Annotated in this window: 19 protein-coding genes and 1 riboswitch; of the genes, 12 read left to right on the forward strand and 7 right to left on the reverse strand. The window is 46.0% G+C overall.

Features of this window, described 5'->3' with window-relative positions:
- Positions 1 to 68 precede the first annotated feature (68 nt).
- The 4 genes from A8C56_RS24655 to A8C56_RS08105 form a co-directional block, all read right to left on the reverse strand.
- Positions 69 to 215 carry a hypothetical protein gene (locus A8C56_RS24655; RefSeq protein WP_169818755.1) on the reverse strand — a complete coding sequence of 49 codons (147 nt, stop codon included), beginning with the start codon at positions 213 to 215 and terminating at the stop codon, positions 69 to 71.
- A 33-nt stretch (positions 216 to 248) separates the two neighbouring features.
- Positions 249 to 1,496, reverse strand: a complete 1,248-nt coding sequence (gene clpX, locus A8C56_RS08095) for an ATP-dependent Clp protease ATP-binding subunit ClpX (protein WP_067754321.1) — start codon at positions 1,494 to 1,496, stop codon at positions 249 to 251.
- A 103-nt stretch (positions 1,497 to 1,599) separates the two neighbouring features.
- Complete coding sequence (locus A8C56_RS08100) at positions 1,600 to 2,253, reverse strand: ClpP family protease (protein WP_071609368.1); 654 nt, start codon at positions 2,251 to 2,253, stop codon at positions 1,600 to 1,602.
- A gap of 27 nt (positions 2,254 to 2,280) precedes the next feature.
- Positions 2,281 to 2,973 carry a ClpP family protease gene (locus A8C56_RS08105; RefSeq protein WP_067761761.1) on the reverse strand — a complete coding sequence of 231 codons (693 nt, stop codon included), beginning with the start codon at positions 2,971 to 2,973 and terminating at the stop codon, positions 2,281 to 2,283.
- 195 nt (positions 2,974 to 3,168) lie between these two features.
- On the opposite strand from A8C56_RS08105, the gene A8C56_RS08110 reads away from it, so the two are divergent.
- The 4 genes from A8C56_RS08110 to A8C56_RS08140 all read left to right on the forward strand — a co-directional run bounded on the left by A8C56_RS08110 (position 3,169) and on the right by A8C56_RS08140 (position 9,380).
- On the forward strand, positions 3,169 to 3,984 hold the full coding sequence (locus A8C56_RS08110; protein ID WP_067754324.1) for a metallophosphoesterase family protein: 816 nt from the start codon (positions 3,169 to 3,171) through the stop codon (positions 3,982 to 3,984).
- A 593-nt stretch (positions 3,985 to 4,577) separates the two neighbouring features.
- On the forward strand, positions 4,578 to 6,125 hold the full coding sequence (gene rmuC, locus A8C56_RS08120) for a DNA recombination protein RmuC (RefSeq protein ID WP_067754329.1): 1,548 nt from the start codon (positions 4,578 to 4,580) through the stop codon (positions 6,123 to 6,125).
- A 916-nt stretch (positions 6,126 to 7,041) separates the two neighbouring features.
- Entirely contained in the window at positions 7,042 to 8,988 is a 1,947-nt protein-coding gene (locus A8C56_RS08135) for a PAS domain-containing sensor histidine kinase (RefSeq protein ID WP_169818756.1), read from the forward strand.
- Positions 8,989 to 8,996: 8 nt separating this feature from the next.
- Entirely contained in the window at positions 8,997 to 9,380 is a 384-nt protein-coding gene (locus A8C56_RS08140; RefSeq protein ID WP_067754337.1) for a response regulator, read from the forward strand.
- Positions 9,381 to 9,641: 261 nt separating this feature from the next.
- Here A8C56_RS08140 and A8C56_RS08145 read toward each other — a convergent pair whose 3' ends face one another.
- Positions 9,642 to 10,484: a universal stress protein gene (locus tag A8C56_RS08145; protein ID WP_067754340.1), complete on the reverse strand. Its 843-nt coding sequence runs from the start codon at positions 10,482 to 10,484 to the stop codon at positions 9,642 to 9,644.
- A 215-nt stretch (positions 10,485 to 10,699) separates the two neighbouring features.
- Here A8C56_RS08145 and A8C56_RS08155 point away from each other — a divergent pair, with 215 nt between their 5' ends.
- On the forward strand, positions 10,700 to 11,725 hold the full coding sequence (locus A8C56_RS08155; protein ID WP_067754346.1) for a dipeptide epimerase: 1,026 nt from the start codon (positions 10,700 to 10,702) through the stop codon (positions 11,723 to 11,725).
- A gap of 20 nt (positions 11,726 to 11,745) precedes the next feature.
- On the forward strand, positions 11,746 to 13,680 hold the full coding sequence (locus tag A8C56_RS08160) for a menaquinone biosynthesis decarboxylase (protein ID WP_067754349.1): 1,935 nt from the start codon (positions 11,746 to 11,748) through the stop codon (positions 13,678 to 13,680).
- A 1,076-nt stretch (positions 13,681 to 14,756) separates the two neighbouring features.
- Here A8C56_RS08160 and A8C56_RS08165 read toward each other — a convergent pair.
- Positions 14,757 to 15,707 carry an MBL fold metallo-hydrolase gene (locus A8C56_RS08165; RefSeq protein ID WP_067754352.1) on the reverse strand — a complete coding sequence of 317 codons (951 nt, stop codon included), beginning with the start codon at positions 15,705 to 15,707 and terminating at the stop codon, positions 14,757 to 14,759.
- Positions 15,708 to 16,004: 297 nt separating this feature from the next.
- Here A8C56_RS08165 and A8C56_RS08170 point away from each other — a divergent pair, with 297 nt between their 5' ends.
- The 6 genes from A8C56_RS08170 (at position 16,005) to A8C56_RS08195 (ending at position 21,200) form a co-directional block, all read left to right on the forward strand.
- Complete coding sequence (locus tag A8C56_RS08170) at positions 16,005 to 17,201, forward strand: glycoside hydrolase family 88 protein (protein WP_067761762.1); 1,197 nt, start codon at positions 16,005 to 16,007, stop codon at positions 17,199 to 17,201.
- A gap of 53 nt (positions 17,202 to 17,254) precedes the next feature.
- Positions 17,255 to 18,505 (forward strand): DUF2264 domain-containing protein, encoded by a 1,251-nt coding sequence (locus tag A8C56_RS08175; protein ID WP_084490103.1) that lies wholly within the window; start codon positions 17,255 to 17,257, stop codon positions 18,503 to 18,505.
- A gap of 13 nt (positions 18,506 to 18,518) precedes the next feature.
- A riboswitch (Fluoride riboswitch) is annotated at positions 18,519 to 18,593 on the forward strand.
- A gap of 42 nt (positions 18,594 to 18,635) precedes the next feature.
- Positions 18,636 to 20,018: a voltage-gated chloride channel family protein gene (locus tag A8C56_RS08180; protein WP_067754355.1), complete on the forward strand. Its 1,383-nt coding sequence runs from the start codon at positions 18,636 to 18,638 to the stop codon at positions 20,016 to 20,018.
- Positions 20,000 to 20,371, forward strand: a complete 372-nt coding sequence (locus tag A8C56_RS08185; protein ID WP_067754358.1) for a DUF190 domain-containing protein — start codon at positions 20,000 to 20,002, stop codon at positions 20,369 to 20,371. The genes A8C56_RS08180 and A8C56_RS08185 overlap by 19 nt, the downstream gene beginning before the upstream one ends.
- 6 nt (positions 20,372 to 20,377) lie before the next feature.
- Positions 20,378 to 20,746, forward strand: a complete 369-nt coding sequence (crcB, locus tag A8C56_RS08190) for a fluoride efflux transporter CrcB (RefSeq protein ID WP_067754361.1) — start codon at positions 20,378 to 20,380, stop codon at positions 20,744 to 20,746.
- Positions 20,747 to 20,759: 13 nt separating this feature from the next.
- Positions 20,760 to 21,200 carry a universal stress protein gene (locus A8C56_RS08195; protein WP_067754364.1) on the forward strand — a complete coding sequence of 147 codons (441 nt, stop codon included), beginning with the start codon at positions 20,760 to 20,762 and terminating at the stop codon, positions 21,198 to 21,200.
- Between the two features lie 96 nt (positions 21,201 to 21,296).
- Here A8C56_RS08195 and A8C56_RS08200 read toward each other — a convergent pair whose 3' ends face one another.
- Positions 21,297 to 25,337 carry a hybrid sensor histidine kinase/response regulator transcription factor gene (locus A8C56_RS08200; RefSeq protein ID WP_067761766.1) on the reverse strand — a complete coding sequence of 1,347 codons (4,041 nt, stop codon included), beginning with the start codon at positions 25,335 to 25,337 and terminating at the stop codon, positions 21,297 to 21,299.
- Positions 25,338 to 25,376 lie beyond the last annotated feature (39 nt).

Here is a 25,376-nt window from a genome sequence, read left to right on the forward strand (position 1 = left end):
TAATATTATGAAAAATAAAAGAACAGGTTCGGAAAACCTGTTCTTGTTTAAAAAAATACAATTATTTTTTATGATTGGCCAAATAAGTTGGCAACTGCTCCTTCCAGCATCGGAAATTTTTCTACAATATATTTTTTTACAGTTTCCAGTGCTTTCTGTGCCTGCTCATCGCTAAGGCCTGCTTCATTTTTCAGCTGATCAATCAATTCCTGCATACGGTTTCAAATTTAATATATAATGGCTTTTTCTTATGCTGCTTTGACCAGCCCCATTTTGCTTTTTTCAAATTTCCGGCGGGCATAATCTTTTGTAAGCACAAATCTTGTTTCAGGGGAGGAGGGCAGCTCATACATAGCATCTGTAAGGATGCTTTCACAAATACTGCGCAGGCCCCGGGCGCCTAATTTATATTCCACTGCTTTTTCCACCATAAAATCGAGCACCTCCGGCTCTACCACCAGGTCGATGCCTTCCAGTTCAAACAGTTTTTTATATTGCTTCATCAGGGCATTCTTGGGCTCGGTAAGGATGGCGCGCAATGTGGGCGCATCCAAAGGATCCAGGTGGGTAACTACCGGCAAACGGCCCAATAACTCCGGTATCAATCCGAATGTTTTCAGATCCTGCGCATTTACAAAACGCAGCAGGTTTTTCTTCATGTCTTCCTGTTCTTCTTTGTCTACATTAAACCCGATGGTATTGGTTTGCACCCTGCGGGCAATGATCTTATCCACCCCGTCAAAGGCACCGCCGCAAATGAACAGGATGTTCTGCGTATTTACTTTAATCAGCTTCTGATCGGGGTGCTTCCGCCCGCCCTGCGGGGGTACCAGCACATCAGTTCCTTCCAGCAGTTTCAGCAATCCCTGCTGTACGCCTTCGCCGCTTACATCGCGGGTAATGCTGGGATTATCACTTTTGCGGGCTATTTTATCCAGCTCATCAATATAAACTATACCGCGTTCTGCTGCTTCCACATCATAGTTGCATACCTGCAGGAGCCGGGTAAGAATGCTTTCCACATCTTCACCCACATAACCTGCTTCTGTAAAAACGGTGGCATCTACAATTGCAAACGGAACATTCAGCATTTTGGCAATGCTTCTTGCCAGCAGGGTTTTTCCGGTACCGGTTTCACCCACCATAATAATGTTGCTCTTTTCAATTTCAACCTCATTATGATTGTCAATTTCCCTGCTTCTTTGCTGCAGCCTTTTATAATGATTATAAACGGCTACCGCCAGCACTTTTTTGGCATCTTTCTGTCCGATCACATATTCGTCCAGGAAAGATTTGATTTCCATAGGCTTTTTTACGGCCTGGTTAAAGCCGCCGGAAACCCGGGCATCTTCCTTATAATGGAGCTCCTGGTTAATGATCTCCTGTGCATGCTCTACACAGTTTTCACAGATATGCCCATCCTGACCGGCGATCAGTATTTCAACCTCGTCCCGGCTTCTGCCACAAAATGAACATTTTAATACGTTATCTGGCATAGTAATTTCTTAAAAATTTAAGATACAAATATAAAAAATCGCTGCCAAAACAGCGATTTTTGAAGTTTAAAGAATATTAAAATTATGATGATGATCTGCGGCCTTACAACTTATCAACAATCTTATCTGCAATGCCATAGGCTACCGCTTCTTTGGCATCCATCCAGTAATCGCGGTCAAAATCGCGCATGATCTCTTCTGTTGTTTTTCCACAATTTGCTGCAAGTATCTGGGCGCCAATCTGTTTTACCCGCTGGGTTTGTTTGGCCTGTATTTCCAGGTCGGTGCTTACCCCGCGTATAAAACCACCCAGGGAGGGCTGGTGGATCATTACCTCGCCGTGTGGAAAAATACAGCGGCTGCCTTTTTTACCACCGCTCAGTAAAATACTGCCCATAGAGGCTGCAAGACCCATACAAATAGTGCTTACCGGGCTTTTGATCATTTTCATGGTATCATAGATCACCATCCCGCTGGTAACCACACCTCCCGGGCTGTTGATGTAGAACTTGATGGTTTCTCCCGGCTTGTCCGCATCCAGCAATAACAGTTTGGTGGTTACTTCACGCGCGCTTTTATCATCCACAACGCCCCACAGGTACACTGCCCGCTGATCAAAAAACATCTTTTCCAGGCGCTTATTCAGCATCATCAGGTCATCTCTTTTATCCGGGGTTTCCTGGGGCTCCTCTTCTTCACCCTCCCCATCGAAACGGAGGGGATTCAGCCATTTATCTGAATTTAAATTAGCTATCATAGTATTCATTTAGTTTGTAATTAACAATTACGCTTTTTTCTGTTTTTTGTTGTTCACCAGCAATACCTCATCTACAAAACCATATTCCTTTGCTTCGCTTGCGGTCATCCATTTATCGCGGTCAAAGTCTTTTTCGATCTGGTCAATGGGCCTGTCTGTATGTATATTTACAATTTCATACAATTCCTTTTTCAGCTTGCGGATCTCATTCACCGTAATTTCAATATCGCTGGCCTGACCGCCGATACCGCCGCTGGGCTGGTGCATCATAATGCGCGCATGTTTCAGCGCAGCCCGCTTGCCGTGAGTGCCGGCACCTAGGAGCACGCAGGACATTGAGGCGGCCATACCAATACAAATAGTGGCCACATCCGGGGTTACATATTGCATCGTATCATAAACGCCCAATCCGGCATACACGCTGCCGCCGGGGCTGTTAATATACATATTGATGTCTCTTGTGCGGTCTGTACTGTCCAGGAACAGCAGCTGGGCGGTAACAATATTGGCTACTTCATCATTAATAGGGTAGCCCAAAAAAATGATGCGATCCATCATTAACCGGCTGTACACATCCATTACAGCAACATTCATAGGTCTTTCTTCTATGATGTTGGGCGTTAAAGCCGTTACCAGGTGGTTGCCATAGCTGTGCAGCGTATTGCTGGAAATACCTTTATGCTTTACCGCGTACTTTTCAAATTCTGAGTTATATGTCATAATCAATGAATTAATAATTATCGGATTAAAAGTAATCAAATATTTATCCATTTACAAAATAGGAGGCTTTAATGCCAAGTTGACTGTTTTTGTCCGGCAAAATCGTCATCCGGGCATTTTTTCTTAACGATTTCATGATCTGCAGGCGGTTTTTCTTTCAGGAGATGTTATAATTTTAGCTGAAATACTGTTTTTATGAACCGGAAAGATTTTCTGAAGGGCGCGGTTCCCGCATTTTTATTACTGGCAAACGGCAGGCTCCTGCAGGCGCAGGAGCATCTGGGCCCTGTCTGCAACAGGAAAAGACGGCTGCGCTTTGCGATAGCTTCAGATATTCATTACGGACAGGAAAAAACGGAGTTTGACCGTTTTTTGAGCACAGCGATCCATAAAATAAACGGGGCGCATGCTGAAGAAGCGTTTGATTTTTGTGTACTGAACGGGGATATTGTGCATAATGATCCGGCGCACTATCCTGCTGCAAAGGCATTGATTGAACAGCTGAACATGAAATGGTACGTAACACCGGGAAACCATGACAGGGTTACGGCAGCGCAATGGGAGGCGATCTGGAACAGCCCGGTGAACTATGATTTTGTGGTAAACGGAACCGTGTTCCTTGCTGCTGCCACTTCTGATGAAAAAGGCGGATATATTTGTCCGGACCTGGCGTGGATGGAACAGCAACTGCAGCAATACAGGGCTTCAGAGAACGTGTTCATTATTATTCATATCAACCCGGCAAAGCTTACAAAGTTTGGTATTGACTGCCCTGATTTTATCAGCCTGCTGAAACGCTACAGGAATGTAAGGGCGGTTTTTAACGGGCACGACCATGATGAGGATGGCATTAAAAAGCGGGACGGGATCCCTTTTATTTTTGATGCGCATGTTGGCGGCGACTGGGGCACAGATTATAAAGGCTTCCGGGTGGTGGAACTGCTGGACGATAACAGCCTGCTTACCTATATCATGAACCCGGATGTGAAAATGAATAGCGCTGTTTTATAGGGGCTGTTTGTTGAATGCCCGCAGATTCTCGGAACGCCGCTGATGATGAAAGATGTCTGCGCATTTAGCGTATTCAGCGGGGAAAACCCCGTTCTGGATGGGGTTTCCGCAAAGTTTTTGCCGGAGGTATTTATTTTGTAATTTATCCGGATCTGAATTCCGGAAAGCAGCTATATATTCACAGCAATACTGTTCTGCAAAGAACAATGATACCCAGGCTGTATCAAAAGTCATTATTGTCATACCGGGCTTGATCCGGTATCTAAAAATCACATATAATTATCAATAGATTCTGAAACAACTTCAGAACGACATTCCGCTGTTAAAGCAACTTTTGATACAGCCCCTGTTTGCTGCAACATCTAAACATGGTTACAATAATAAAATGAATTATGGCGGTATTATTGAAGAAATGATTTGATGAAAAAAGAAAAGGGGGAATGCGCTTTCATTTTTAAAATCACAGAAATACAACCCCCCATTTTAGTATGGATAAAGAATTCGTCTGAAGCATTCAGCAGCATGCTGTTTCTTACAGAAAATTGTTTTACTTTTAGTAATCAACCAAAGGTAAATAAAGGACGGCTTTTATTATGGATGGGATTTATATTTTATCAGGGATCGGCATTGGTATCATTACCGGCTATTTCATTGCCCGGTGGAAACTGATGAGCGGGTTTGTTACCTGCGAAGAGGCAGAGCAATTGCGAAAACAGGTAAGCAGCTTAATGCAACAGAATGCTTCCAAACTTTCAAAAGAAGAGGTGCAGGATGCTTATGTGCCCAGGGAACTGGCAGCGCACTACCTGGGTACTATTGAAAAGCTGCAGGAACGCCTGAGGGAGCAGGAGCAGGCAAGCCACCGGCAACAGGAGGAACTGCTGCAGCTAACAAGGGAAGCGGAACAGAAGATTCCCAAAACAGTGGTCGATGCCAAAGACGCGCTGATCCTGGAATTAAAAACAGCGCTTACGGCAGGTGCGGAAAAAGAGCGGGCAATGGCCGAAAAGATGGAATGGTTCCGGAGCGAAGTAGAGCAGTTGCACCGGTTTGCTCAGGAACAGTTCAAAACGCTGGCGGGTGAAGTGCTGGAAGAAAAGAAAAAGCTGTTTGTAACTGAAAATAAGAAGGAAATGACCACGCTTCTTGACCCTCTGAAAACAGATCTGAACCAGTTCAGGGAAAAGGTGGAAGCTACCAGGAAGGAGGATATACGGGAAGTTACATCTTTAAAAAAAGAGATCGAATCCCTGCAAAAGCTGAATGCACAGCTGAGTGATGACGCCAGGAACCTGGCAACAGCGCTGAAGGCCGAAGTAAAAATGCAGGGCAATTGGGGCGAAGACCGTCTGAACCTGATCCTGGAAACAGAAGGGCTGCAAAAATACATTGATTATACCCGGGAAGAGGTATTCCGGGACCAGGAGGCAGACAGGAGCCTGCGCCCTGATTTTATCTTAAGGCTGCCGAACGGTAAACATATTATCATTGACAGTAAGGTTTCTCTCACAGCCTATGTGGGCTATTTTAATACAGATAGCCCGGAACAAAAGCAGGCTTTTTTAAAACAGCATGTAAAAAGCATTGCAGATCATATTGAAAAGCTGGCCGACAAAAACTACCAGTCGCTGGCCGGGCTGAACGCTCCGGATTATGTTTTCCTTTTTGCACCGGTGGAAGGAGCACTTACGCTGGCGCTGAACCAGCGCCCCGATCTGTTTAACCAGGCCTTAAAAAGAAAAATTGTGTTAATAACCCCTACCACCCTGGTGGCTACGCTGAAAATTGTAAAGCTGCTCTGGCAAAAAGAGAACCAGGTCAAAAACGTGGAAGAGATATTCAGGCAATGCGGGGAGCTGTATGATAAATTTGTGCGGTTTATTAGTGAAATGGACCGGGTGGAAGAAGCATTGCAGCAGGCTGCAGGGGCGCATCGCGATGCCATGAATCATTTAAAAGACGGGACCCGGAAAGGCAACACGATCATCGGCCGTTTTGAACGGATCAGGAGCCTGGAAGCCAAAGTGAATAAAAGCATCCCGGAAAAATACCTAGCCGAACTGGAACTGCTGCCTGATGACAATGAAAAAGAGCGGGAAGCTGATACTTCCGGAATGTACAACCTGCAGGACAATGAATGAATTGTTTGAGTTTAGGGCAAAGATCTGTAAACCGGGCATTAACGGGCGTATTGATGTGCCGGACCGGGTTGTAAAAAAATAAAAAAAGAAAAAGGATATATCCGTATAAAAGGAACCAGTAATGGCTTTGCATTCTTTAAAAGCCTGATACCTGTAAAAGGTGGCGCCTGCAGGTTGTTTGTAAACGGAATAATGATGAAAGGAGCCCATACAACTGCTGGTAAGGGGCTGTTTTCCATATCCGGCCTGATGAAACAAAAGTAGAAAAGCAGTTCCCGCTCCCTTCAAAGCTGAAAAGCATTTTGACGGAAACGGAGCTGATGTTCGCATTTAAAATGCTCAGCGTGTCAAAGGCAAAAGGACATTTTAAAGTACCTGAGCTATATAAAGACGGAAGAAACATTTATAAAGAATATGCAAAAGCTGGCCGCACAGCTCCGGTCTGACAAAAAGATGTACGGATCCCCTGATTTTACAGGGTATTTTGTTTGCCCGGATTCTTATAGTTTTCTTATTTTTGTAAGAAGCCAGTGAGCGTTGAAGAACTGGATGACAGAGCCCTTTAAATTTTTATCAGTATGGCTATCAGCTTATGACTGTCCGGGACAGGTTGCCGGTATTGCCTTATGTTGGTTGATGGTAAGAGGCCGTCAGCCTTTATTTTTACAATGGATTGGCAGGGCGCACAGAAAAGCAATGGCTCCTGATGATGTAAGTATTTATCAAAAAAAATAATATGAAATGACTGTAGCAACGACCGCTTAAAAAAAACAGGTGATTTGTTCTGCCCGTTGCCCGGAACCGGCGGAATTTTTATTTTGAAATGGCTAATATTGCAGCCGCAACTAAAATCTTTAGATCAGAAAAATTGGGCCGGCAGTTTTATTGCCTGCCGGATAAAACAAGGGGTGTTCATTTGGAAACTGCAAACATATATAAGGCAATATTTGAAAATGACAGGGACGGTTTTGCAGTGGTAGATAATATTACCGGCTTTTTTGTAGACGTTAATAAAACATTTTGCAGCATTACAGGTAAGGAAAAGGCATTTCTTTTGTCGCAGAAAGGCATGGCAGAAGTGGTGCCCTCCCGTATTCTTAAATCGGATAACAATAAATACCAGCAGGTGCTTAAAGGAGCAAGCAATGGCTTTGAGAAGATTTACTGGTACCGGAAAAAAGAGGGAGAGCCGGGCTGTATTAAGGTGCGTGTTGCCCCGCTTAAACCCGAATGGGGAAGCTATTCGCTCATTGTGATCGAAGACATCACCGAAATTCAGTTTTCAAAGAGAAAATGGAAAGAGTCAGAAATGCATTTCCGGCATTTGTTTGATTCTTCTCCCGTGGGCTTGTGGGAAGAAGACTTTTCTGATGTGGTTGACTTCCTGGAAAGCCGGCACCTGATCGGGCAGCAGCGCAGCCAGGTAAAGCAGTACCTGGACGCGCATCCGGATGTTGTTCATAAATGCCTTTCACTTGTAAAAATCATTGATGTGAACCAGGCGGTACTGGACCAGTATAAGATCGCTGATAAAGTTTATTTTCTCAAAAACATCAATACCATCCTGGCATCACAAAAGGGATTTGCAGCCGCCCAGAGCTTTTTAACCGCCATCTGTGTCAACGCAGATTCTGATATGCACGAGTCTGAAGGGGTTACAGCTACAGGTGAAAAGATTGATTTTCAGCTTAAATGGCATGTAACTCCCGGCATAGGCCGGCGTAGGTACCAGCGTGTAATTTTAGCCAGCATTGACATAACCGGGATGAAAAAAGTGAACAGGGCGCTGGAAGACGCTTCATCACGTATTGCTACAATTATTAACACTATCGACGGGATCGTCTGGACCGCAGATCCGCTAACCTGCCGGGTGAATTTCATGAGCGAAAAGATCCAGGAAATAACCGGCTATCCCAAAGAAGCTTTTGTTGGCCGGGAACTGTTTACCACCACCCCGGGGTTTTATGTGAACCCGGAATTAATGAGCGTTTTCCGGCAGAAGGTATCCATGGGCATGCCCGACATACTGGAATACCAGATCATTAATAAGAACGGGCAGGTCTGCTGGCTGCGCAACAGCATCAGCTTTATAAAGGAAGGAGAAAAGGTTCAGCTTATACTGGGAATTGCTATAGATATTACCGCAATTAAAAAATCAAGAATGGAGCTGAGCCGGTCTATGGAAGTGCTCCGTAAGCAGAATAAACGGCTGATGAATTTTTCTTACATTGTTTCCCATAACCTGCGGGCGCATTCCAGTAATATCCTTTCCCTTTGCGAGCTGATCCTGCATACCAAAGATGAAACAGAACGGCAAGAGCTGATCAGTCTTCTGGAAGAAGTGGCCCAGCAACTGCACAATACCATGCAGGGCCTGAACGAGGTAACCAATATTCATACTGCTGAACGTATTCCACTGGAAAAGCTGAATCTGTACGACTATATTAATAACTGTTTTGATGTACTGGAAGATCGTGCGGCGGAAAAAGAGATCATTTTTTTAAATAAGGTTGATCCGTCTGTAACCGTAGAATATAATAAAGCATATCTGGAGAGTGTATTGCTGAACATCCTCTCTAATGCAATCAAATACAGCCATACAGACCGTGTGCTGCAAATAAATATTGAATTTTCCTGTGCCCCGGATGAACGGGTGCTGACAATAGCTGATAACGGGGTGGGAATGGACCTGGAACGGGAAGGAAGCAGGCTGTTTGGTTTATTTAAAACGTTTTCAGCGAACCGGAAATCAAGAGGCATCGGCCTGTATATTACCAGGAACCAGGTAGAGGCCATGGGGGGGCGTATTGAAGTGGAGAGTGAGCCGGGTAAAGGAAGTATTTTTAAAATTTATTTTAAATAAGTTGACCGATGCGTGTGTTTGTAGTGGATGACGATCCGGTATATAAAATGATTGTACAGCGGATGCTGGCAGAACATGAATCCAATCCCGGGGTCTCCCTTTTTGAAAACGGCCGGGATGCATTCAATAATTTACGCGATGCGCCGGGAACGGCATTGCCGGACATTATCCTGCTGGATATAGAAATGCCGGTGCTGGACGGCTGGGGATTTATGGATGCGTTCCGCAGGCTGTCGGAAGAAAAAAGAAAAGGCATTAAAATTTACATTGTAACATCGTCCGTAGCCAATGAGGATGTATACAAGGCAAGGGCATACCCGGAAATCACCGCTTATATTTCCAAACCCGTTACACGATCAAAAATAAACAGTATTCTTACCGGAACTGTTTAGTAAAGCAGTTTACACAAGGGTAGCTGAAATGTGCGGGTGAGTGAAATTGCATATTCCGCAAACAACTGAGTATCCGGTGCCGTTTTAATTTTCCGTTTCATTCAGCTACAAAACAGTGTGGATTTTTGCACGAGGCTGTATCAAAAGTCATTTCAGAACGTAATGTCGTTCTGGACTGGTTCAGAATCTATTGAGAATCATATTTAGATGCTGAAATAAATTCAGCAAGACAATAGCGGACTTTTGATACAGCCCCACTCCCTACATATGCAAAACTAATAAAGGTACATCGCAGCGCCACGCCAGGCTTTTGGTAACACTTTTGTGAAACAGGCCGGCAATAAAGCCCCGCATTTTGTGTATGGATATAACGAGGGAAGGACTGTTATTGCTGGCGTATTCATTGATGGCAGCGGGCAGGTCCTTTACATCTTTTATAATCTGAAGCGGGCAGTTATAATGCTGTAACTGCAACTGTAATTCATTAGCTATTTTTGATTCCTTTTCATTGAGCGCCCCTTTTATACAACGGTGTATGGCCGTTACTTTGCCATTAAAACGATATAAGAATTTATGAAGTTTTATCTGGATCGCTCTTGTTAACGGTTCCCGGAAGGGCGCAGCCAGGATCACGTTTTGAGGAACGGCAATAGAAGCGCACCGGGGTATTAGCAGAACCGGGTAATGGATGCGGTCTACGGCTTTCCGGATATTACTCCCGAGGATCAGCGTTTCCAGGTCGTCCTGACGTTTGATTCCGATGATCACCAGGTCAATATCTTCCTCTCTGCAAACCTGGTTCACCGCATCGGGCAGGGCATCATTGATGATCAATGGAACGAGCACTGTTGTTGTATGCAACTGATGCGCAAGGTGCTGTTTGAGCAGTTGAAATGATTCGATACGCGATTGCTCCAGCTCATCCGCTTCCTGCATGGACAGGGCCAGGGAACCCGCTTCACCGGAATCATAGATGGGAATATTTTCATAGGTGTTCAATAAGAAAAGATGCTCAATGTTTAATTTATTAGCCAGGTTGCAGGCATAATCCACGGCATGATCCGCTACATCCGAAAAGTCGGTAACAACCAGGATCTTTTTCATGTTCAACCGTTTTTACGGCTCCTAATTTACAAAAAAAACTGGTTTCAAAAAAATAGCCCTGCTGCTGTAAGCCGTGCCGGTATTGGGCTGCCGCTACCGGTGAAGATACCGGCTGCGGCAGCCGGAATGCATCTGCAGGGGCTGCAGCCATCAGCAACTGAACGCCTTTCCGTACATTTGCCAAAACCTTTCGGAGGTATACCGGTTTTAAAGTTGTGAAATTCAGTTATTACCCGTTCAGTTTAAGATTCAGGCATCCTTTTACCATTTCAAAAGGAACAAAGACCCATCAGCCAACATTGATAGTAGAGCTGGAGCACCTGGGCATTAAAGGGTATGGTGAGGCTCCGGCCATTACCTATTATCATATTACTGTTGAAGATATGATCCGTGACCTGGAAGCAAAAAGAGTCCTGCTGGAGCGTTTTGCTTTTACAGAGCCGGAGCGCTACTGGCATTTCCTGCATCATTTATTGCCCGGGAACCCTTTCCTGGTATGTGCGCTGGATATGGCCGCCTGGGATATATGGGGCAGGTTGAACGGGCAACCGCTTTATAAAATATGGAAGGGGGACCCTTCAAAAAATCCCACAGGCGATTTTACCATCGGGATTGACACCGTTGATAAAATGGTGGCAAAATTAAAAGAACAACCCTGGCCCATTTACAAGGTGAAGGTGGGCACTGCTGACGATATAGCTATTGTAAAAGCCCTGAGAGCCGCTACCGACGCCCCTTTAAGGGTAGATGCCAATGCCGGCTGGGATCTGGAAACCGCTTTACAGCTTATTCCGCAATTAAAAGAGCTGGGCGTGGAGTATGTGGAGCAGCCGCTGGCAAAAGATAACTGGGAGGGCATGAAAGTGCTGTTTGAACAATCGGCCCTGCCTTTATACGCAGACGAAGCCTGTGTGTTTGAACAGGACGTGGCCAGATGCGCCGGTCATTTCCATGGCATTAATATAAAGCTTACCAAGTGCAGCGGCATTACACCTGCCCTGCGCATGATCGGTCATGCCCGTGAACTGGGATTAAAGATCATGGTAGGCTGTATGAATGAAAGCACAGTGGGGTCTGCCGCTATTGCGCATCTGGCGCCGTTTATTGACCACCTGGACGTAGATGGCCCGCTGCTGCTGGCAGAAGATGTGGCCACCGGACTGGGCTTTGACTACGGCAAACTAATTTACAGTAATGAACCGGGGCTGGGCATTGAATATAAAGGGTTGTTTGAAAAATAAGGAATAAGAAATAAGAATTGATGGCATATAAGAATCAACAGGAATTTATCGCTGCAATTGAACAGGCAGGCGAACTGGTACGTGTAAAAGCTTATGTGAATCCAAAGCTGGAGATGGCGGAGATCACGGACCGGGTGAGCAAAGAGCCCGGTGGCGGCAGGGCCATCCTGTTTGAGAACACGGGTTATGATTTTCCCGTTTTAATGAATGCCTATGGCAGTGAAAAGCGGATGTGTCTTGCTTTAGGCGTAAACCGGCTGGATGACGTGGCAAAGGATATTGAGCAACTGTTCCGGTTACTTTCAGCGCCTAAAGAAGGAATCATTGATAAACTGAAGCTGCTTCCCCGATTGAGCGAGTTTGCTTCCTGGATGCCAAAGGTCAGGAAGGGGAGAGGCGCCTGCCAGGAAGTGGTAATTACCGGTAATCCGGATATTACAAAACTGCCGGTAATTACCTGCTGGCCGCAGGACGGAGGGCCTTTTATTACACTGCCGGTTATTAATACAAAGGATCCCGTTACCCAGGTGCGCAATGTAGGCATGTACCGGATGCAGGTCTTTGGCCCGCAACTGACCGCCATGCACTGGCATAAGCACAAAGTATCTGCCAAACATTTTAATGAATACAAAAAACTGAATAAACGGATGCCCGTGGCCGTAGCATTAGGAGGCGACCCGGTCTACGCTTATTCGGCAACGGCTCCGCTGCCGGAAAATGTAGATGAGTATATGCTGGCAGGTTTTCTCCGCAAAAAGAAAGTGGAGCTGGTAAAATGCATTACACAGCCGGAAATAGAAGTACCGGCTGATGCCGATTTTGTAATTGAGGGATATGTGGATCCCAATGACGAACTGCTCTGGGAAGGACCGTTTGGCGATCATACAGGATATTATTCATTACCCGACTGGTATCCGAAATTCCACATTACGGCCATTACCCATAAAAGGAACCCGGTATACCCGGCAACCATTGTAGGTATTCCGCCCCAGGAAGATGCCTGGCTGGGCAAGGCAACGGAGCGGATCTTTTTAGCGCCCATAAAAATGACGCTCGTACCGGAGATTGAAGACATGGAAATGCCGGTAGAAGGTGTGTTCCACAACCTGGTCATTACAAAGATTCAAAAAGATTATGCCGGCCAGGGGCAAAAAGTAATGAATGCCATGTGGGGAGCGGGCCAGATGATGTTTAACAAGATACTGGTGCTGGCCTCCCAGTCAAAAGATGGAAAGTCCATTCCGTTGAGCAACTATAAAGCCTGTGCCCGTGAAGTATTTAAGAACCTGAACCCTGCCACAGATATCTGTTTCAGCCAGGGACCTATGGACGTGCTGGATCACAGTTGCAGCAAGATGGGCTTTGGCGGTAAAATGTGCATTGACGGCACGCTGAAGTTTGAGGAAGAGCAACAGGACGGTTATTTATACGGGCTGACCGGGGGAAGTGATACCGGTTGGATCGCTGCCGTTCCAACCCGCTTTGCAGAGGTATGCCAGGTAAATGCGTCTTTATTAAAAGACCAGATCCCGGTTCTGATCCTTTCCGTTAAAAAGAACCGTAAAGGGCATATCCGGGAACTGCATGAGCAGATAGCCGGGCTGCCCGGTATGGAAACTGTAAAAATGATTTTATATGTTGAGCATACCGTTAATGCCAATGATCTGGCCCTGGCCTTATGGCGTTTTTGCAATAACCTGGACCCGGTGCGGGATCATTTCCTTTCAGCTACTTTGAAAGAAGGTGCTTATTGCATGGGGTTGGATGGCACCATTAAAACAAAGGAATTTGATAATTTTCAGCGCGACTGGCCCAATATTATTGTGGCGGATGATGCTACCATAAAAAGCGTGGATGAAAAATGGGCATCCTTGCAGATCGGGCAATTCATTCCTTCCCCATCCCTGAAATATAAGGATCAGCTCTACGGGCAAAAAGCGGTCGCGGCTGTTTAACCGGCTGTGATATGCACAAATCATTTCCTGATGCGGTAATAATTTTCAGCAGTTCCGAGGCTTTGCATAGCCGCCCGTTTAGGGGCGGAAGCACGGTTTTTGAGTATTGCTATCCGAAACACTTCCCGGTGCCAAAGAAATGCATCGTGCCGGTGGCACTCAAAGTTCTATAGGGATTTTTTGGGGCTGACCAAAAGTAAGCCTGAGCCCGCCCGTTTTCTCCGGTCGGACGGGCTTGATGAAGGCTAACCCCCTGATTGCCTGTATTTCAACAGACTGCCCATGACAGATTATATGATATGTTGAAACCAATCCTGTTTTAGTTGGGGCTGACCAAAAAGCCCTTTTTGTCATGCTGAATTTATTTCAGCATCTAAAATGGCGTCTGATTGTAAATAGATTCTGAAACAAGTTCAGAACGACAATCTACTATAAACAGACTTTTTGGTCAGTCTCCTGTGTATGGTACCGCTCAACAGGCCCTGAAACAAAAACCCGGAACAGGTCCGGGATGACATCTTCAGGGTAACCCCTGAGAAGGATCGACATAGCCTTATTGATTTTGTTTTTGCAAATGGAAAACTCAGGGTGACGGTAAAAAAGAGGGCCATTTTAAAGAATTTAATTCTTTTTATCTGAGACTCAATATGACAATCAGGGAGCCTTGGTAGTCATCCCCGTTCCATGAACCAGGCCGATGGCCTTTGGGCCTGGAAAGAGCTGCAGCGCATTGTTTAGGAATTGCTATAATGATGCGTACAGAGGTGCAGCCTCGACCGGATGTGTTAACAAAGAACTTCACTTCAGCTCGTTGTTAAAGTGACGGTAATAAAAACGGAGAGCTGTAGGCTCGGGCCATAAGCTGACAGCAATATGAGGCTTTGAAACGCGGACAATGCTAACAACAGAACCATCAGCGCATTCTGCATATTTTTAGGGAGCCTCCAAACGAAATGTTATACCAGATAAATTTCCCGCAGCTCCGAAGAAGTTTCGGAACGCAGACAACGCTGAAGACAGAACTATCAGCGGATTCCGGGGCCTCGGAACTGTACGTTACTACCCGCTGCTAAAGATCACAAAAGAAGCTGTTTTCCCTGTCCGGGAAACAGAAAATGCATCTTCAGCGGGTTGTTTTTTAAAAGCTGCTCTCTTATAGCAGCCTCGTGGTTGCCTTCCGGCTTTATATGGGTAATGATGACCGGAACCCGGCTGAGCATTCCGGGTTGGCAACGGGCATTCAGCACTGCTAATTCATTGTTCAGCAATCGGGGGGTAAGGTGGCCAAATAGTGCATTATCCGGCTGTTCATCAGGAAAGGATGTCTCAATCAAAATGCCTTTTAACTGCTTTTTATTTACCAGTGGCGCAATATGCTGCCAAAGGTTTTTCAGGCGGTCCGTTTTTTCAACGGCATCGCTTCCTGTATCACCCAGGTATAATACATACCCGTTATTATGCCGGATGAGGAATGCAGTGCTTACATAAGGGTTTACATGGCTCAGCCGGAATGCCGTTACCTGCATGCCGGTATTTAACAGGGGCACTTCCCTGGCTGTATCCAGCAGGGTAAAAGTGTATTTGCTCAGATGAGGCGTTTCCCCTTCATTCGTAAAATTAGCCCAGCTTTTCCAGGAAAAATACCTGTCTGTAAGAATCTTTGCCACATCGGGCAGCGCATAGATATATTTTGAAGTGTCATCCGGGCTGTTCAGCACCATCCCCGCCAGGTGGTCCAGGTGCCCGTGGGAGATCAGGTAACCTTTTATATTCCGGCGAAGCACCTGCACGTCTGTTTGACCCGGGAACAGCTTGTTTTCAATTGCCTTCCGGATCCCTGCCCGGACGGTGCCGGCATCCAGGCAAACATAATCAGATGAATTTGCAGGAGCGATCATGTAGCTGGAAAGATTGCTTTCTATACCACCACCAAAAACGCCCAGGGGAACAATTTTAAAAACGGGTTGCTGGCCGTAACCGGTCAGACAGCTTGTAAGCAATAACAAAAATGTGCAAAAATGACGCATAGGCCTGTGGTAACAGATATTGAACAAAACTGCAAATTTAATGGTTTTAAGAATTGAGGTTTGAGTATCCAGTTATCAGTTATAAGACATACCCGCTATTGACTATTCACCATTCACTGTTCGCTGCCTCTTTTTACATTCTGTATTCCTTATTTTTTATTCCTTATTCCTTATTCCAACGCTCCCGGCAGCTATCTCAAACGTTATCGTTGTTTTTGTACAGCAGATGTGCGATCGCATTTTTCCTTTTCGTACCTTAGTTCCTATTCACCTTCTATGACTGAACAATTTGCCATTATGAAGCGTCTGTTTTTATTGCCCTTTTATTTATTGCCCGTTCTGCTGATCACGGGCCTGCCGGTAACAGGTATGGCCCAGTCTGCTGATAAGATCGGGAATGAATTCACTGCTGCGATCAGCCAGTTTCAATTGCTTTCAAAGAACCTCCCGCCGGATAAACTGGCGCAGTATTCTGACCACGGACAGGTAAAAGCCTGCGGCCCCGGCAGCTGGGTGGCCGGTTTTTATCCGGGATCCCTGTTTTATTTGTATTCAGAAACAAAAAACTCCTGGACATTGGAAGAAGGGTTGCGGCGCGTAAAGCTGATGGAGCCGGAACAGTATAACACCGGAACCCACGACCTGGGCTTTATGATGTATTGCAGCTATGGCAACCTGTATAAAATAAAACCGGGTGAAGCCGTAAAGCAGGTGTTGGTTAACTCCGCCACGTCTCTTTCAAAACGGTTCAATCCGGCAGTGGGCTGCATCCGCTCCTGGGGCAAAATAAGTGACACGACTGAATTCCGGGTGATCATTGACAATATGATGAACCTGGAACTGTTGTTCTGGGCAGCCAAGGCAACCGGCAACCGGCAGTTCTATGATATTGCGGTAAAGCATGCCAACACCACCATGCAGCAGCATTTCCGGCCGGATTACAGTTCTTACCACGTGGTAGTGTATAACCCCAAAACAGGAGCTGTTATTAAAAAGCAAACGGCACAGGGGGCATCAGATGCATCTGCGTGGGCCAGGGGGCAGGCCTGGGGGCTTTATGGGTTTACGATGTGCTACCGCGAAACAAAGGACCGGAAATACCTGCGCCAGGCGCAGCATATTGCCTCTTTTATTTTAAATAATCCCAACCTGCCCAAAGACAAGATCCCTTACTGGGATTTTAACGCTCCCGGCATTCCCAATACCGATCGTGACGCTTCGGCAGGGGCTATCATGGCTTCAGCGCTGATAGAGCTTTCTTCATATGTGGATAAAAAGCTATCAGCAACCTACTTGAACGCGGCAAAGGAAATGCTGAACAGCCTGTCCGGGCCGGCGTATAAGGCAGCGCCGGGGCAGAACGGCGGCTTTCTGCTGATGCACAGTGTGGGCAGCCATCCTGCGAATGCTGAAGTTGATGTGGCGCTTTCTTATGCCGATTATTATTACATTGAAGCACTGAAGCGGTTAAAAGATGCCGGCGGACGGCTTTAGGATTGAGACTCCGTCAACAAACAGAAACAGTATTGTTCAACTTAAAAGGTTCTATGAAAAAAAGAAGGCTGTCAACATATGGTGTTAAACAAATGCTTTTTTGCAGTTTGCTTTTTTATAGTGTATGCTCCGTAAAAGCCCAAAATCGTATTCAGGAGGAAGGTCAAAAAGAACGGGCTTATCTGGTGGCGGCCCTTTGTAAGATCGCAGACCCTGTATTAACCAATCTGGCTCAAAATACATTGCATAAAAATATGCCTGTTGAAAGCAACGGTAAGGACAGGGCGCAGTTCAGCCACCTGGAAGCATTTGGCCGATTGCTTGCGGGGATGGCGCCCTGGCTGGAATTAGGCCCTGATGCCACGGCTGAAGGAAAGCTGCGGGCAAAATATATTTTACTGGCAGGAAAGGCGCTGGCCAATGCGGTTAACCCTGCCGCCGCGGATTTTTTAAATTTTCATAAGGGCGCACAGGCCCTGGTAGATGCGGCATTTATGGCACAGGGGCTGATCAGGGCTCCGAAACAATTATGGGAGCCCTTACCGGCGCAAACAAAAAAGCAGGTCATTGATGCATTAAAGTCAAGCCGGGTTATAAAGCCCGGGCAAAATAACTGGCTGTTGTTTAGTGCCATGGTGGAAGCTGCCATCCTGAAATTTGGCGGCGATCAAAAAAAGGAGCCCGTTACCGTGGCTATTCAGAAACACCTGGAATGGTATAAAGGGGATGGCACATACGGAGACGGTCCTCATTACCACTGGGATTATTATAACAGCTTTGTGATTCACCCGATGTTCCTGGAAGTGCTGGAAACAATGAAAGAGAAAACGCCTTCTTCTTATATTGATTCTGTGTATCAGCTTGAGTTGAAGCGTGCCCGGCGTTATGCGGCAGTGCAGGAACGGATGATTTCACCGGAAGGGACCTACCCGGTTACCGGAAGGTCGCTGGCGTATCGCTTCGGGGCATTCCAGGCGCTTTCCCTGATGGCATTAAAAAAAGAGCTGGATGCGTCTGTAGCGCCACAGCAGGTACGCGCGGCTTTATATACGGTTGTAAAACGGCAAATGGAAGCGCCCGGTACTTTTGACCCCAATGGCTGGCTGCAGACCGGCATCATGGGAAAGCAATCCATACTGGGCGAAGGATATATTTCTACCGGCAGTTTATACCTGTGTGCTGAAGGGCTGGTATTCCTGGGTTTGCCGCCTTCAGACCCTTTATGGAACGGAAAAGATGAAGACTGGACCGCAAAAAAAATCTGGAAGGGGATGGAAGCTCCTATTGATCATGCAGAAGATTAGTTGTATCTTTGCTTTATAAACAGGAAATGGTGTCTTCCTGAACCAACCGTTCACGCCTTTTGCGGGATCTGATGGCGCCTACAAATTTTAAACGCGGTCCTGGTGATTGCTCAAAATGAATTTGTAGAAAATGACAAGACACAAGAAAAAGCGCCTCCTTAAGACTTCCTTTGAACACGTATTTATTCTTTCGTATTTATTGAAATGGACAGTACTGGCCGTACCGATGTCCATAGCGGTCGGTTCCCTGATCGCCTTCTTTTTATGGCTGCTGGATAAAGCCATTCATTTCCGGTTCGGGCATCCCTGGCTGTTATTCTTACTGCCCGCTGCCGGGGTGCTGATCTATGGGCTTTACACGTACCTGGGCAAGAACTCCGACAAAGGCAATAATTTAATTATGGATGAGATCCATGAGCCCGGTGGAGGTGTTCCTTTCCGTATGGCGCCGCTGGTGCTGATCACTACCGTAATTACGCACCTTTTTGGCGGTTCGGCCGGACGTGAAGGTACGGCTGTGCAAATAGGGGGAAGCATTGCCCAGTTCTTTGCAAAAAAATTAAAGCTCTCGCAGGAAGATGTAAAGACCTTCCTGATGACGGGTATTGCAGCAGGCTTTGGTGCTGTATTTGGCACCCCCATTACCGGGGCCATATTTGCCCTGGAAGTGCTGGCGCTTGGGCGCATCAAGCACGATGCCCTGTTACCCTGTTTTATAGCAAGTGTGGTGGCAGATATTACCTGCGCTGCCTGGGGCATACACCATACGCATTATGCTATCCGCTTTGCTGAAGAAGGAAAAGTATTCTTTGGCATCTTTCATCTTGATATTGTTTTGTTATTAAAAGTGATCCTGGGCGGCGTGCTGTTCGGGCTGGCAGGGTATATTTTTGCAGAGCTTTCACATACCATTAAAAATTACAGCAACCGGTTCATCAGGATCAAATGGCTGATCCCTTTTATTGGAGGCTGCATCGTTATTGCGCTGACCTGTATTATAGGCACACAGGATTATTTAAGTCTCGGCGTTTCCAATCCGGATCCGGATGCAGTGTCTATCCTTTCCTGTTTCAAAGCAGGTGGCGCTACGGATTTCAGCTGGTTCTGGAAGCTGTTGTTCACGGCTGTTACATTAGGAATGGGTTTTAAAGGCGGTGAGGTAACGCCCCTGTTCTTTGTAGGCGCCGCGCTGGGCAATACCATTGCTGCGCATACCGGCGCGCCGGCAGACCTGATGGCCGGCCTGGGCTTTATTGCCGTATTTGCCAGCGCTACCAATACGCCTATTGCCTGCACGTTTATGGGGATAGAATTGTTTGGTGCAGACAATGTATTGTATTATGCGGTAGCCTGTTTTACGGCTTATTATTTCAGCGGCCATGCAGGTATTTATCATGCGCAGCGGATTGCCGTATCTAAAGTGCATCATCTGAACCATCACAATAATGCCACCCTGCACGAGGTGAGGGAAAAACGAATTAAAAGCAGAAAGAAATGGCGCATCACAAAGTAAAGAACCATGTATTAGGCAACCTGCGTATTTATATAGAACCCGCGCATAAGGTAAGGCACGGTGAGCGTTCCTTATTCAGGAAGATTTTTCCGAGATCCGCCTACCTGCACATCCTTGAAGAAGCCAGGAAGGACGGCATCATCAATGCAACAGTGCACAATACGCAAACCAGCTATACTGCTGATGGAAAAATCGTTACTTTTAATGCAGAAGGAAATAATTCACAACTGGCAATGGTGGTGGAACTGATCGATAAGCGGGAGCGGCTGGAAACCTTTTTCCTGAAGCACAGAGAGTTGCTTTTGGGTAAAGTAGTTATTTATAAAGAGGTGGAATTCTGGGACATTGAATAATTAAATATGAAACCGATACTTATAATAGGACTGGGTGGCGGTTTGGGTAGCATGCTTCGTTACCTGGTACAGGTGGGTGTAAGTAAGCTGATCACTGTTACTTTCCCCGCAGGTACTTTCCTGATCAATATTACCGGTTGTTTTGTGATCGGCTTGTTATATGGCCTTTCCAATAAGTATACGGCGCTAACGCTGGAATGGAGGCTGTTCCTGATCACGGGGCTTTGTGGCGGTTATACCACCTTTTCCAGCTTTTCCTATGAAAGCATCAGCTTGTTCCGGCAGGGCAGCTATCTCTATTTTGTTTTATATATAGGGTTAAGTGTGAATATCGGATTGCTCTTAACATTCTTAGGTTTAAGCGTTACCAGGTAAGTAAACAAAGATCATGGAATATAAAAAAATACTGATAGCCATCGACAGCAGTTCCTATTCTATGAAGGCAGCAAAAGCCGGCTTTGCATTAGCCCACCAGCTAAATGCAGCTGTAGGGATCATCTACGTGGTGAACAGGGCAAAAGAAATTGTGAATGCGGATCTGGGCATTACAACAGGAGAGAGCGAAACCCTTTTGCTGAACGAGGCAGAAAATACAATCGGCCAGTACCTGCGGTTATACGATGGCATCGGGCAGGTAGAAAAGTTTACACCGGAAGGGCTGCCGGAAGATGAGATCATCAACATTGCGGAACAATGGGGTGCGGACATGATCGTTATGGGAACACATGGGCGTTCAGGGATCGGGCGCATTTTAACCGGGTCGCTGGCAGAATACATTATCCGCCATGCCACCATTCCCGTACTGGTAGCCCCTCCGAGAATGGAGTAATTGGATCCTGCAATGCAGAGGCGCTGGTGAGGCTAATTTCATACTTGTTTATAAAGGAAATGTTCCTGCTTTATACTAACCTGCGGTATTCTATAGCTATATAATTTCGTTCGTGTTCAACATTTGTTTATGTTGTTCCAGAATATGCTGGTTGAAATCGCTGGGCGCAACACCAAAATATTTTTTAAATTCTTTACTAAAGTATTTGCGGTCTTCATATCCAACAGCATAAGATATTTCATTAATGGTCAGGCCCTTTTGCAACAACAGTGCTGCGGCTTTTTTAAAGCGGCGGGTTTTTATAAATTCGTTTACAGACAGGTTTGTGAGCGCCCGGATCTTTTTATAAAGCACAGGCGGGCTCATTGCTACTTTACGTGACAATTGTTCTACTACAAAACCCGGGTCTTCCAGGTGCTCATCAATGATTGTAGTAACTGCTGCCAGAAAATCGCTGTCCATTTTGTGTTGCGGGTCTTCTGTGCTTACGGATTGCGTGCTTGCAGCAAAAAATCTCAGCTCCCGCATATTTTTTTCCTGTAATCTTTTATGGGCCTGCAGAAGGTTATTTACATGCAGCTCCAGGATCTTTGTGCTGAAGGGTTTGGTCAGATAAATATCGGCTCCGTTTTCCAACCCTTTTACCTGATCATGCTGCGTGCTTTTTGCGGTCAATAACAGTACGGGAATATGACAGGTGCGCTGGTCGGTCTTTAACCGGTTGCACAACATAATGCCATCCATACCCGGCATCATAATATCGCTGATGATCAGATCCGGAAGGTGCTCTTTTGCATTTTCCCAGGCATCCGCACCATCTGCAGATTCATGCACAAGATAGTAAGGTTCTAACTGCTGTTTAATAAGCGCCCGTAATTCAGGATTGTCTTCCGCAATTAATATTGTTTGCCGTTTGATGCGAATACCGGCCGGTGCAACCGGCGCTGGCTTTTCCCGGATAGGAATACTTTGCCGGGTAGCAGGCGGGAATGGCTTCCTGCCTGGCAGTATGGTAACATGCGCATTTCCTTCGAAGTGCTTTTTACCCGGCAGGAGTCGTACAAAGAAAGAAGTGCGCCCCTCAGTTGTGGCAGTTGCGGGGGTACTTTCCACCCGGATACTTCCATGGTGTAATTCGGTAATTTTTCTGGACAATGCCAGCCCGAGACCATAGCCCGTATTTTGCATCCCATGATCGGCTACCTGATAATAATTGGTAAATAGTTTACCCAGGTATTTGGCCGCAATTCCCCTGCCGGAGTCGGAGACGATTATTTCGGTAAAGCCGGGCTGTGTGTTCACCGTTACGCTGATATGGCCACCTTCGGGGGTAAACTTAAACGCATTGGCCAGTAAATTAAAGAAGACCTTTTCCAGTTGCTCCTCGTCAAAGTATAAAAAGACCTGGTTTGAGTTGTGTGTAAAAGCGATCCGTATATTTTTTGCCAGGGATAATTCACGGAAGCTGGTATAAATGTCCTGTAGAAAGGAAATGAGGTCCTGTTTGCTGACGCGCAGATCCAGATGATTGGATTCTGCCTTGCGGAAGTCCATCAACTCGCTTACCAGCTTAAGCAGCCGGTTAGAATTATTCTTTATCTGCATGAGCTGCTGGGACGTAAAAGGATCCTTGTGGTTGATATCGATTAATTTTTCAACGGGGGCCATGATCAGTGAGAGATGTGTGCGCAGCTCATGGGAAACGTTGGTAAAGAAATTGAGCTTTACCTGATGCAGTTCTTCTTCTTTTTTAAACAATGCGCGTAGAAAAAAGAAGCGTATAACCAAAAAAAGAACACCTGCAAGAAGAAATGTATAAATAGCATAAGCCCACCAGGTTCGCCACACCGGGGGGAGTACTTTTATTTTTACCATGATTGGTTCCGTCCATATACCGTCATTATTGGCGCCCTTAACAAAAAACTGATAATCGCCTGGAGGCAGATTGGTATACGTAGCCGCGGGGTTATGTACCTGCTTCCAGTCCCTGTCAAAACCCGACAACTTATAGGCATACCGGTTTTTATCGCTTTTGATAAAATTAAGCAGTGCAAAATTTATGGTAAATAGATTCTGATTCGGCCGGAACGTGAGCTGATCAGAATGGCTGATGTTCTTTTTTAAAAGCCCGTCCGGTGCATTTATCTGAACCTGCCTGTTGCCCAGCCACAGGTTGGTAAATACCAGGGGGGCTTTGTAAGGATTCACTTCTATATCAGCCGGCAGAAAATAAGTGATCCCATGGTATCCGCCAAAATAAAAAAAACCGTTATGATCTTTAAGATGTGAATTATAATTGAATTCCCCTCCAGCAAGCCCGTCAGATACAGAGTATGAAAGCGTGGTTTTGCTGACGGGGTTATACCGGAAAAGCCCTTCGTCAGAACTCAGCCATAGCCAGCCGTTAGGATCTTCCAGGATGCCCAGGATGTTTGCCGATGGCGCACCGGGATGATTGTACCGCGTCAATTGACTGGAAACAGGGTTCCACGATGCTATACCTCCTGTTCGCAGGCCGATCCATATCATCCCTTTACGATCTTCAAAAATGGTATTAACAGATAAGGTTGTACTGATGGTTTTAAGGACGTAGTGCTTTATTACATGTAAACCTGAGGAGGTACCAATCCAGACCTGGCCTTTCCTGTCAGTGTATAATGTACTGGCAATAAAGCCGCTTAACTTGTTATTGATCTGTTTTAACGGAAGCTCATTCAGTTGGAGGCCTTTTCTTTGAAATACCCGTAACCCCCTGCTGGTACCTACCCAAAAAAGGCCCTCTCCTCCCTCAGTAAGAGTCAGTATTTCCAGGTTGGCATTTTCAGCATCACCCGGCAGGTATAGATAATGAAGGAACTTTCCGGTAGCTTTGTTCAGAACATTCAGTCCGCCACCGTGTGTGCCACACCATATATTACCGTCTTTATCAATATAGGCCACCTTTACCAGGTTGGATGCAATGCTGAACGGATCAGAGATCTCGTTCTTAAAAACCTGGTATTTTTGGTTCTTCCGGTTATAAAAGATCAGCCCCGCACCTTCAGTGCCCATCCACAGGTTATTATTATTGTCTTCCAGAATGGTGCTCACTACATTGTTAGCAAGGGTATTGCTGCTTCCATTATTGCGGATTACTTTAAAGCCGGTGGAAAAAGCATCTACACGGTTAACGCCACCAAAATAAGTGCCTACCCACATAGAACCGTTTGAATCCTTATATAAACTGTAGATTGAGTTTTGACTAAGGCTTTTCACATTGTCGCCTTCATTCTGATAGGAAGTAAGTACACCATTATTAATATCCATAACACTAAGGCCTTCCTGGGTACCGATCCACAGCTCATTGTTATTGCGCGCCACCAGGCTGCGGATATTATTATGGATAGGGCCCCGGTTACCGTTACCGGCCATAAATCGCCGGAAGGTTTTGTTCGCCGGACGGTAAAGATTAAGACCGGAGTTCTGGGTACCGATCCATAAATGATTCTGCGGATCTTCATAGATGACGGAAATATTATTGCTGCTCAGGCTTTCCGGTCTGGATGGATCATAAAAGAAATTTTCAGAGAAATACTGTTGCCTTTCCTTCCACATCCGTATCAGCCCGTTGCTGGTACCAATCCACAGGTTCCCCTGGTGATCTTCGAAAATAGTCCTTACCACTCCAGTGGTCACCGGGGCACCACGCGGAGTTGTAAACTGAAGCCGTTGACGTTTGGTTCCATTGGTTAAGAAGGCAAATATTCCTTTACTGGAGCCTATCCATAACGTGCCCTGGTGGTCTTCGTAAAGGCAATTGATGGCAGCAGTTCCTATTGCAGGCAACCGGATCCGCTCAAAATTGTCCTTTTGCTCATCGTATCTGTTAAGGCCGGTGTTCGTACCAATCCATATGGCGCTCTTTGAATCGCGTAAAAGAGAAAGGATGCCTGCCGACCAGAGGCTCTGGCTGCTGTTACTATCGGGTGTATATACTTTTATTTTTGATCCGTCATACCTGTTGAGCCCAGCTGATGTTCCCAGCCAGATAAACCCCCTGCTGTCCTGTACGATGGACAGGACTGAATTGTTCGATAACCCGTTTTCCACAGTGAGGTGATTAAACTCCGGAGGCTGTGCTGCTGCAGACACCGCCATAAATAATATAATATTACTTATAACAAACAACCTGGTAAC

It is taken from the genome of Niabella ginsenosidivorans (genome assembly GCF_001654455.1).
GTDB classification, from domain to species: Bacteria; Bacteroidota; Bacteroidia; order Chitinophagales; family Chitinophagaceae; genus Niabella; species Niabella ginsenosidivorans.